Raw genomic sequence first — 10,319 nt, forward strand, 5'->3', positions numbered from 1 at the left:
ATGCGTCGCCACAGCTCGTCTGGCACTCGCCAGCCATCGTCCTTCTTGACTACCCCATGGCTGCGTCCTCCTGCCTCTTCAACCCGGCAGGAGGCCGACCTTCTTCCCTACCGAAATAGGTTCTTAGACGCGGAACGCCGTGGAGAGCTGCTGGAGCTTGCCGAGGCTGGAGTTGATCTGCGTCACCGCCTCCTCCGCGTTGCTGGTGGCCGCGACCACGTCGCTCATCATCTCGGAGAGCTGCGTCACCACCTCGGTCATCTGCGCGATGCCCGCGTTCTGCTGGGTGACGGAGGCGACAATCTGGCGCGCGGCCTGGCTGCTCTCCTGCACCACCGTGGTGATGTCCTTGAGCGTGTTGGCCGAGGACAGCACCTGCTCGATGCCCTCCTCCATCTTCTGGCTGTCCCCTTCCGCGATGGACACCGTCTGACGGATGGCCTGGTTGATCTCCAGGAGGATCTTCCCGATGCGCTGGGTGCTCTGGAGCGACTGCCCGCTGAGCGCGCGCATCTCCTTGGCCACCACCGCGAAGCCTCGGCCCTCTTCGCCCGCGCGCGCCGCCTCGATGGCCGCGTTGAGCGCGAGCACGTTGGACTGGTCCGCCAGGTCCTTCACGCTGCTGATGATTTCGCCGGCGTGCACGGCCTGCTCGGACAGGTGCCCGATGCTGCCCACCAGCGCGCCCACCCGCTGGCGGATCTGCTGGAGCCCCTCGGCGCTCTTCTCGATGGACACCTGACCGGACGCGCTGAACGCGTCCGCCTGTGCCGCCACCTTGAGCACCATCTCCGCGCGGCTCGCCGCCATGTTGGATGTCTGGGCGATCTCCGCGATGGTGGAGCTGGCCTCCGTGAGGCTGCGCGACTGGTTGGTGAGGAAGTTGAGCTGCTCGTGGCTGGCCGAGTTCAACCGGGCCGCCGCGCTCGTCAGCTCCGAGACCACCGCGTGCAACGTCTGCGGCACCTTGGCCAGCCGGTCCATCAGCGTCTGGATGCTGCGGGCCAGATCACCCACCTCATCCTGCGAGCGCGCGTCGATGGGCAGGCTCAGGTCGCCCTCGCTGGCGATGCGGGTGGCCGTGGCCGTCAGCCGGGCCAGGGGCAGCGTCACCTCGCGCATCATCCAGAAGGTCAGGCCCGCCAGGGACGCGATGCACAGGAGCGACAGCAACAGCACCCAGCCCTGCGCCGTCGAGTGCGAGGTCGACATCTCGGTGAAGGAGTCCCGGAGCGCGGCGTCATCGTGCGCCAGTGACTTCTCCAGCAGGTCGCGCACCGCCTTGGTCGGCTCCTCCAGCCGCACCAACATGGCGTCCGCGCCGGCGTCGCCGCGCGCGGCCAGCGTCACCGCGTTGGAGGCCACCGCCCAGTACGCGCGGAAGGTCGCCGTCTGCTCATTCACCCGCGCGGGGTTCATGCCCGGCAGCGCGCGCGCCGACTCCAGGTCCTTCTCCAGGAGCACCGCCTCGTCGCGCAGGGCCTGCACGTGGGCGCCGCTCTTGTCCGCCACGGCGTCCACCACGTCCTGGTGCAACACCGCGAACGCGGATTGGACGCGCTGCCCCTGAGACACCGCGGGCGACAACTCCTGCCCGATGCGCTCGTTGAGCCGCCGCGCCGTAGCGCCTTGAATCATCGAGACCACCAGGATGGCCACCAGGAACAGCGTGGCCACCACGGGCAGCACCATCATCTTCTGCTTGAGCATCAGCCGCATCGGGCGTTGTCTCCCCCACACGAGGATTGCCGGGTCCTCCCCGTCCACCGCCCGTCGCGCCAAAGCATGTCGCCTGTCCTTTGAAGCGGGGGCAGATCCGCCGCGCCCGTCAGGATAGCCGGGTCTTCCCCCTGTCGCTCAAGCCCGACACCCACGATTTCAACTGAAACACGAGTCTGTTTCCTCCCAGTGGGGTGAACGCGACCCAAGCCTCGTCAGGTCGGACCTCGGAGCTGGGATGCCAGACGTCTCCCGCTCAACGAAAGGGTTGCCATCCGCGTGGATCATTCCAGCCGCGCCTCGGGAGCGCGGGCTCCCGAGGCCTGAAGACAGCTCAACTGCGCTGGATGGCGCTCTTGGGGACGAGGATGACCACGTCCTTGCAGTCCGAATAGATGATGGAGCTCATGTCCTGGTAGTTGTGCGTGGTGCGCCCGTTGTTGCGCACGATGCCCATGTCATTGCCCTTGGACCCGCCGCTGTAATCCCAGCCATGGCGCGTCTGGAAGATGATGGCGCCGTCCGGGACCTTCCCCTCGGCGACCAGCTTCTTGTACTGCGCGGCGGAGACGACGTTGGCCTTCGCATCACCGTAGTTGCTGTGGATGGTCTGCTGACGCGCGCCCGGGAAGGGAATGGACTCCCAGCCGTGGCGCAGCATCTGCGCCATGCCGCCGCGCGGGTTGTTCGGGTCATTCCCCGTGGCCGCCGGCGTGTTGGGGATGCCCAGGCGGTGCATGTTGTCGAGCGTCGTCTTCACGCAGTAGCCCGTCTCGCCGTTGCGGAGCGCGGCGGTGGCCAGCTTCTTCAGCGTGGGGTCGTTCGTGTTGATGCGCACGCCGTTGCCCAGCACCGCGCCGGAGACCTTCGTCTCCTGCGTGGGGGTGCCCTGGGAGGAAGTGCTCTGGGAGGTGACGGTGCCCGGCTTGCCGTGCGTGCCCTGCGCGGCCTTCTTCTCCAGCGCGGCGAGCGTGGCCTTGCCCACGTAGCCCTCGGCGCCCGCGCCCGGCTTGAGGCCCGCGGCCCGCTGGAAGTCCGCCACGGCCTTCTTGGTCACCGGCCCGAACTTGCCGTCCGCCGGGACGCCGAGCATCTGCTGGAGGTGCTTCACGGCCGGGCCCTGCATGCCCTCGTGCAGCGTCTTCTTGCCCTCCTTCACGTCGTGGAGAGAGGGCGCCGGGGTCCACTTGTGCGCCCCCGTGGTCTCGAAGCCGTCATGCACGTGCGCGGGCTTCACGCCCGGCTTGTTCGGGACGATGCCCGTGTTGGTGCCCGGGCTCGGCTTGTTGGGGACGATGCCCGTGTTGGTGCCCGGCGTGGCCGCGCCCCCGAAGTGCGGGGCCAGCGCCTGCGCGCGCGCCCACACGTCGTTGGAGTAGTCATTGCCCGTGGTGCCGACATCCATGTTCTTGAGGGTGCGAACGTTGCCGGTGCCCGAGTTGTACGCCGCCACCGCGCCGCGCAGCTGCTGCACCGGGGGCCAGTCCGGGTGCTTCTTCTTCACCTCGTTCAGCATCCCTTTCAGGATTCCGGCCGCCTGCTCGATGTGCTCGTTGCTGTACGGGCCGCCCTGAGGCTTGTGATAGCGCTGGTCCACCTGCATCAGCCCGAAGCCATTGCCGTTGTCTCCCCGGCCCGAGCGGTCCAACGCCGCGCCGGCCCGCGACTCGCGGCTGGCAATGGCAGCCAACAGCGCGGGGGGCAGGTCATACTTCTTCGCCGCCGCCTCGATGCCCGCGGTGTATTTCTTCAGCCGGGCCAGATCTGTCTGCGCCATCTTGTGGGACGCATCCACGCCCGCGCGCAGCCCATCCTGGCTGGCGGTGCGCTGTGAGGCCCCCGTCGGCTGGTACTGCGAAAGAATGGCATTGGGGTTACGACCAGACGCCCGCGCGACGGTGAGTTGCGTTGCGGTGGTACGCGTTGGCTGAGAATGAACAGACGTGGTGCCACTCATGAAAAGCCCCCGGGAGCACCCGTCCGCCGGAAACGCGGGCGCCAGTGAATGACATTGCTCCGGCCTCGTCGGGGTTTTCCCTCGGGGACGATTTAAAGTTGCGAAACCATCTTGTCACGAAAGCCCAGAACTCAAGGCCGAGCCCGCCCGCTGGCGTCTGCCTTTCCAGTGGCGCTGCGGCTTTTGTGGCGGCGGCAAACAAAGACACACTTTCGTGACCCACGCGGCGCGTCAGCGCGGCCCGCAAGGCATTGCCACGACCGCGTGACGGCCCCGGAGGGCAGGCTTTCGTCCGATGACAGACACTTCAGTCGCGACACTCGGAACGCCTGTCGCGCGGGCCCCGTGGTATGGGCTGGCGATGACGCGCACCTTCGAGGAGTACGTGGCGGAAGCCGAGGCCGCCTCCGTGGACGGCTGGGACTTCTCCTGGCTGGACGGCCGCGCCACCGAGCAGCGCCCGTCCTGGGGCTACCACCGCCTCCTGGCCGAGCGCCTGGCGCGGGCCTCGGCCGCGCTCGACCTCCAGACAGGGGGCGGCGAAATCCTCGCCCAGGTGCCCACGCTGGCCCGGCTCACGGTGGCCACCGAGTCCTGGCCTCCCAACGTGGCGAAGGCCACGCACCTCCTGCATCCACGCGGCGTGGCGGTGGTGGCGGACGCGGACAAGCCGCCCCTGCCGTTCGGCGACGCGGCGTTCGACCTCGTCGTCAGCCGCCATCCCGTGAAGACCTGGTGGCACGAGATTGCCCGCGTGCTGCGGCCCGGCGGCACGTACTTGTCCCAACAAGTGGGGCCCGCCAGCGTCTTCGAGCTGGTGGAGTACTTCCTCGGTCCTCAGCCCCCCGAGGTGCGTCGCCGGAGACATCCCGACGACGCACGCGCGGAGGCGGAGACCGCGGGGCTGAAGATTCTCGACCTCCGCCTGGAGACCCTGCGCACCGAGTTCTTCGACATCGGCGCGGTCATCTACTTCCTGCGCAAGGTCATCTGGATGGTGCCGGGCTTCACCGTCGCCGCGTACCTGCCGCGGCTGCGGGAGCTGCACGAGCACATCCAGGCCCAGGGCCCCTTCCTCGCGCACACCACGCGCTTCCTGGTGGAGGCGCGCAAGCCCGCGTGAGCCGTGGCGTCACGCGGGCGCGACAATGCGCTCGCGCCCGGCGAGCACGATGCACGCGGCCAGCACCTTCGGGCTGAAGCGGTCGCGCTCGCCGTCGTCGAAGGCCTGGGCCAGCACCTCCGGATCATCATCCAGGAACAGCGTGGAGCCGACCCGGTCGTACAGGTGGTCCAGCAGGCTCCGGCAGCAGGCGCACTGCCTCGCGCCCTCGAGGGCATGGGAGGCGCGGCGGCGGGCGGTGGACAGCTCTTGCGCGCCCAGCAGGCGAACGGCCTTCAGGGCGCACGGGGACTGAACAGCAGGGACAGCGACGGCGGCGAGCAGGCTCCTCAGGAATGACGGCAGCTCCATGGTGTGACTCCTCCGAGCCGGGCCGAGTGGGCCCCGGACACCCGCTCTCAAAGGCATCGGACGTGCCATGTCGCCGGTGGGCCAAGGCCGCGATTTCCGGCCCCCTTTCGCCCGGGGCGCCACGGCCCCCTTTCATCCTGCAAGCCGACGGGTTGCAGGGCGCAACCTCGGGGCGCTCAGCGCAGCGGGCCGGGGTAGTAGGGGGAGATTTCCTGGCGGCAGGAGGTGTCGCACTCGGGGAAGCGCGCCAGGAAGGTGGCCTGCTGGCGGCAGCGAGGGATGAAGTCCTTGCCCGCATCGGACAGGCACATCAGGCGGAACCCCTGCTGCGTCTCGTGGAAGAGCGCCTTGCGCTGCGCCGGAGCCATGGCCAGGAGCGCGCGGTCCTCACTGCTGTGAAGCCAGAACCACACGCCCACCAGCATCAGCGTCACCACGCCCAACAGGATGACGCGCGGGCGCCACTTGCTGGGCGGTGGGTCTACGTCTCGTGAGAAGAGGCGGCGCTCTCCAGGGTCATCTCCGTCATCTCCAGGGGGGGTCGAGGTCGTCATCCCAAGCACGCGCATGACTCCTTTCCATCGCAAGGGGAATGCCAGCGCCAGCGCACCGCCCGCGAGGTGTGCAGGACCCATCACGCCGTCACCGCGTTGCAGGTTGCAAGCTCGACGTGCGCGCGCACGTGCGGCTTGCACTGCGCTCCGAGGGGAAGCGCCAGGAATCACGCGCGCACGTCGTGACGGCGAGCCGTGAGCGCGACCTGCCCTTAGGATTGCCCCCATGGAAGTGCGAAGCGACACGGAAGCTGGCGAGCGCCCCATGCGCGTGCTCGTCGTGGATGACGAACGGAACATCCGCCACACCCTGCGGGTGTGCCTGGAGGGCTTCGGCTGCGAGGTGCGCGAGGCCGCCACCCCCGAGGCCGCCCTGGCCGCCCTGGCCCAGGCTCCCGCCGACCTGGCGTTCGTGGACCTGCGGCTGGGCTCCGCGAGCGGGCTGGACCTGCTGCCTCGGCTGCTGGCCGAATCACCGGGCCTGGACGTCATCCTCATCACCGCCTACGCCACGTTCGACACCGCGGTGGAGGCGATGAAGCGGGGCGCGCGCGACTACCTGCCCAAGCCCTTCACGCCCGCGCAGATTCGCCACGTGGTGGACCGCGCGCGCGCGCACCGCGAGCTGTCCTCGCAGCTGGGCAACCTGGAGGGCCAGCTCGCGCAGTCCGTGCCCGAGGCCACGCTGGAGACGGGCTCCTCCGCCATGCACGCGGCCATCGGGCTCGTCGCGCGCGCGGCGGGTTCGGACGCGGCGGTGCTGTTGCGCGGAGAGAGCGGCACGGGCAAGGGCGTGCTCGCCCGCGCGCTGCACTCCTTGAGCACACGCAGACGGCGTCCCTTCGTCACGGTGAACTGTCCCACGCTGTCCGAGCAGCTCCTGGCCAGCGAGCTGTTCGGCCACGTGCGCGGGGCCTTCACGGGCGCGGTGAAGGACCAACCGGGGCGCGTGGAGCAGGCCGAGGGCGGCACGCTGTTCTTGGATGAGATTGCCGAGATGAGCCCCGCGCTCCAGGCGCAGTTGCTGCGGTTCCTTCAAGAGAAGCAGTTCGAGCGCTTGGGCGAAGGCCGCACGCGCAAGGCGGACGTGCGCGTGGTGGCGGCGACCAACCGCGACCTGGAGAAGGACGTGGCGGAGGGGCGCTTCCGCGAGGACTTGATGTACCGGCTCAATGTCATCGAGGTGAAGCTGCCCGCGCTGCGCGAGCGCCCCGAGGACATCCTGCCGATGGCGCGGCGCTTCGTGGCGTTCTTCGCGCGCGCGGCGCAGCGGCCGGTGCCGGAGCTGTCGCCCGCGACGGAGAAGATGCTGGTGGCGTGGCCGTGGCCGGGCAACGTGCGCGAGCTGCGCAACGCGGTGGAGCGCGCGCTCATCGTCTGGCCCGCGGGCGTGCTGGAGCCGCAGGCGTTCCCGGAGCGCATCGCGGCGGCGGGAGGCTCGGTGGTGGCGGTGGGCGGCGAGCACACGCTGGAGGAGGTGGAGCGCGAGCACATCCTCCGGGTGATGTCCTCCGCGCCCACGCTGGACGAGGCGGCGCGCATCCTGGGAATCGACGCGTCGACGCTGTGGCGCAAGCGGAAGAAGTACGAGGCCGGTCCATCGGCGCCCTGGCCAGCGGGCGAGGAGGACCCGGGCCCCTCGCGCCCGAGCAAGTGATTGCGGCGGCGCGCGGCCGTGCGGACCGTGAAGGCTGGACCTCGCGAGTCACGAGAGGCGGCCCCATGGACATCCTCGAGCTGATGATTCAGCAGCACCACGAGGCGGTCGCGCTGTTCGAGACCTTCGCCGAGGCCCCAGACGACGAGCGGCCGGAGCTGGCCATCCAGCTCGCCGAGGCGCTCACGCTGCACCTCACCATCGAGGAGCGGTGGATCTACCCCATCGCCCGCCGCGCCGTGGGCGAGGAGGCGCTCGCCTACGCCGAGGAGGAGCACGACGCGCTCAAGCGCCTCATCCTCACCATGCTGCGCGCGCGCAATGACCTGCCCGCGCTGGGAGACGCGGTGCGCGAGCTGGAGCAAGCGGTGCGCGAGCACGCGCAACAAGAGGAGCGCGCGGTGCTGCCCCGGCTGGGTGCGCGGGCGACGGAGCAGGGGTTGGGGCTGTCGTGCGCGGACATCGTCAAGCGCGCGGCGGAGTTCCGGCGCGAGGCGTTGAGAGAGCAAGGGGGCGAGCCCTGGGCCTAGGGGCGCGGGGCTCGGCGGGTTGCAATCCTGGCTCGCGCGACTAGATTGGCTGGACCTCGCGAGAGAATCGCGGGCCTGACTCCTGGGTTCCAAGACAGATGACGGTTTCGCTCACAGCCCTGATGAGGCACGCGCCGCGCCGGTACTCCGTGCGCCGGACGCTGCCTGCTCACGGCCGAGCCACCGCCTGGCTTGTCGCCCACGCCCCTCGCCACGCGTAGTTCCTGGGCGGGCGGCGTCCCTCTCACCCTCGTAGCAGCTTGGATTGCGTCCACAGGGGCGCGTCCGGGCTTCGCGCCTGGAAGCCTCCCGTGACGGGAGGACTCGGGGCGCACGGCAGCTTCCCCCACCGGAGACGTACCGACATGACCCGAGACCATCGCCTCATCGTGACCGATATCGACATGGAGCGCCTGGAGCGCGTCGTCGAACAACATGGCGGCACGCGCAACGCCGCGCCGGTGGAGCAACTGGAAGCGGAGCTGGCCCGCGCCGAGGTGACGCCCTCGGCCAGCATCGCGCCGGACGTGGTGACGATGAACAGCAGCGTCGTCTTCGAGGACGAGGAGACGGGCGAGCAGCGCACGGTGACGCTCGTGTATCCGCAGGACGCGCGCAACGGAGACGGGCGAGTCTCGGTGCTGGCGCCCATCGGGAGCGCGCTGCTGGGCTTGTCGGTGGGGCAGACCATCGAGTGGCCCCTGCCGGGAGACCGGACCAAGCGCCTGCGCATCGTGGCCGTGCCGTATCAGCCCGAGGCCGCGGGCCATTTCCACCTGTAGGTTCGTGGGAACGGTGCTGGGACTCCGCCGGACGTGAGCCGGCGGAGCAAGCGGCGGGAGTATCTCTCTCGTTGTTCGCTCGCCAGCGCCTTGCGAAGCTCCGGCGCGTCTCAGCGCCGAGCCGCCCAGGAGCGAACCCATGAAGACGGTCATATTCGCCTGTGTGCACAACGCGGGGCGCTCACAGATGGCCGCGGCGTTCTTCAACCTCCTGGCTGACCCAGCGAAGGCCCGCGCGGTCTCCGCAGGGACGCAGCCCGCGGAGAAGGTCCATCCGGAAGTGCAGGCCGTCATGTCCGAAGCCGGGGTGGATCTCTCGCAAGCCAGGCCGCAGCGATTGACGGATGAGCTGGCGCGAGGCGCGGCAAAGCTCATCACCATGGGCTGTGGCGAAGCCTGCCCGTTCGTCCCCGGACTCCAGCGTGAAGACTGGGGACTGGAAGACCCGAAGGGAAAACCACGGGAGCGAGTGCGAGCGATTCGTGACGACATTCGTGCGCGAGTCGCGGCCCTGGTCCTGCGTGAGGACTGGAGCAAAACGGGGCACACGCTCCGCCCTGCGCGCAAGGAAGACCGCGCAAGCATCGAAACAATGCTCAGCGCAGCGGGACTCCCGACAGCAGGAGCAGCGGATCACCTGCCGAACTTCCTCGTGGCAGAGCACGCAGGAGAATTGGTCGCGGCGGCAGGCTTGGAGCATTACGGAACCAGCGCCCTACTCCGCTCCGTCGTCGTCCGAGCCGACCACCAGGGAACCGGACTCGGCGCGGCACTGGCCCGAGCACAGCTCGACATCGCCACGCAGCGAGGCTGCGATGCCGTCTTCCTCCTGACCACTACAGCAGCGGACTACTTCGAACGCTTCGGCTTCATCCGAACCGACCGAGCCAGCCTGCCCGCGGAACTGCACGCCTCCGAAGAGCTACGAGGAGCCTGTCCCGCCAGCGCCACCGTCATGCGGCGCGCAAGCCTGTACCGCACCTGATTGTTGAGACACCAGATTGGTAGCAATCAGGCCGCTTGCCGTTGCATGAGTTCTCGCCGGGCCTGAGTCGGCGAGAGGAAGTCGTGGCGCTCCAGCAGCCAGTGCTCGTTGTACTGGCGAGCCCAGTCGAGCAGAGCCAAACGGAGTGCCTCCACGGTGTCGAACGAGCGGACCCAGAGGAGCTGCTCTTTGAGTGTGCGGATGAAGCGCTCGGCACAGCCGTTGCCTTCGGGGCTGCGGACGAAGGACGGACTGGAGTCGGCGCCCAGGAAACGCAGCTCGCGCTGGAAGGCCTCCGAGGTGTACTGGCTGCCGTTGTCGTAGCGGATGGCCAAGCCCGTGGCCACGCCCCGGCCGTATGCCCCGAAGCGAGCTTTGACGCCCTGGCGGATGGGCTCGAGGGCCTCGAAGCGAGTTCCCACCTTGGCGGCGTGGATGCCGACACACTCGGACGTGCCGGGGTCCACGGCGATGAAGACGGTGGCCTGGCCTTCTGCGTCCGTCAGGGTGCAGGTAGCATCGGTGCCCCACATGACGTCGGGCCTGTCGGTGGCAATCGTGCCGTCGTGGTGGCGAGGGCCCAGCACCCGGCGGGGCCTCCCCGGTGCCAGCAGGCCCGCCTGTCGCATCAGCCGCAGGCACCGAGCCTTCGAGGTGCGAG

Annotated in this window: 10 protein-coding genes; 5 read left to right on the forward strand and 5 right to left on the reverse strand. The window is 69.2% G+C overall.

From position 1 onward, the window contains the following. Positions 1–123: 123 nt before the first annotated feature. Together KRR26_RS35635 and KRR26_RS35640 are read right to left on the reverse strand one after the other, a co-directional pair. Positions 124–1,719: a methyl-accepting chemotaxis protein gene (locus KRR26_RS35635; RefSeq protein ID WP_120207153.1), complete on the reverse strand. Its 1,596-nt coding sequence runs from the start codon at positions 1,717–1,719 to the stop codon at positions 124–126. A gap of 334 nt (positions 1,720–2,053) precedes the next feature. Further along, positions 2,054–3,496 carry a peptidoglycan-binding protein gene (locus KRR26_RS35640; RefSeq protein WP_236069534.1) on the reverse strand — a complete coding sequence of 481 codons (1,443 nt, stop codon included), beginning with the start codon at positions 3,494–3,496 and terminating at the stop codon, positions 2,054–2,056. Between the two features lie 541 nt (positions 3,497–4,037). Between KRR26_RS35640 and KRR26_RS35645 the strand changes: the two genes are divergently transcribed. Next, positions 4,038–4,799, forward strand: coding sequence for a class I SAM-dependent methyltransferase (locus tag KRR26_RS35645; RefSeq protein ID WP_217082081.1), 762 nt, complete (start codon positions 4,038–4,040; stop codon positions 4,797–4,799). A 9-nt stretch (positions 4,800–4,808) separates the two neighbouring features. On the opposite strand, the gene KRR26_RS35650 is transcribed toward KRR26_RS35645, so the two are convergent. Both KRR26_RS35650 and KRR26_RS35655 read right to left on the reverse strand, forming a co-directional pair. Continuing rightward, the gene (locus KRR26_RS35650; protein WP_120207147.1) at positions 4,809–5,150 is read right to left on the reverse strand and encodes a hypothetical protein; all 342 of its coding nucleotides are present in this window, start codon (positions 5,148–5,150) and stop codon (positions 4,809–4,811) included. 176 nt (positions 5,151–5,326) lie between these two features. Continuing rightward, a complete protein-coding gene (locus KRR26_RS35655; protein ID WP_120207146.1) occupies positions 5,327–5,719 on the reverse strand; it encodes a hypothetical protein in 393 nt (130 codons plus the stop codon). A 250-nt stretch (positions 5,720–5,969) separates the two neighbouring features. Between KRR26_RS35655 and KRR26_RS35660 the strand changes: the two genes are divergently transcribed. The 4 genes from KRR26_RS35660 to arsN2 all read left to right on the forward strand — a co-directional run bounded on the left by KRR26_RS35660 (position 5,970) and on the right by arsN2 (position 9,658). Further along, entirely contained in the window at positions 5,970–7,361 is a 1,392-nt protein-coding gene (locus KRR26_RS35660) for a sigma-54-dependent transcriptional regulator (protein WP_217082084.1), read from the forward strand. 65 nt (positions 7,362–7,426) lie between these two features. Then, positions 7,427–7,891 carry a hemerythrin domain-containing protein gene (locus tag KRR26_RS35665; RefSeq protein WP_236069535.1) on the forward strand — a complete coding sequence of 155 codons (465 nt, stop codon included), beginning with the start codon at positions 7,427–7,429 and terminating at the stop codon, positions 7,889–7,891. A 365-nt stretch (positions 7,892–8,256) separates the two neighbouring features. Further along, the gene (gene rnk, locus KRR26_RS35670; protein ID WP_120207140.1) at positions 8,257–8,673 is read left to right on the forward strand and encodes a nucleoside diphosphate kinase regulator; all 417 of its coding nucleotides are present in this window, start codon (positions 8,257–8,259) and stop codon (positions 8,671–8,673) included. 139 nt (positions 8,674–8,812) lie between these two features. After that, positions 8,813–9,658 (forward strand): arsenic resistance N-acetyltransferase ArsN2, encoded by an 846-nt coding sequence (gene arsN2, locus KRR26_RS37765; protein WP_217082083.1) that lies wholly within the window; start codon positions 8,813–8,815, stop codon positions 9,656–9,658. A gap of 26 nt (positions 9,659–9,684) precedes the next feature. On the opposite strand, the gene KRR26_RS35680 is transcribed toward arsN2, so the two are convergent. Beyond that, on the reverse strand, positions 9,685–10,319 hold a 635-nt coding region (locus KRR26_RS35680), incomplete at its 5' end, for a DDE-type integrase/transposase/recombinase (RefSeq protein WP_236069536.1).

This window comes from Citreicoccus inhibens (genome assembly GCF_019039035.1).
Taxonomy (GTDB): Bacteria; Myxococcota; Myxococcia; order Myxococcales; family Myxococcaceae; genus Citreicoccus; species Citreicoccus inhibens.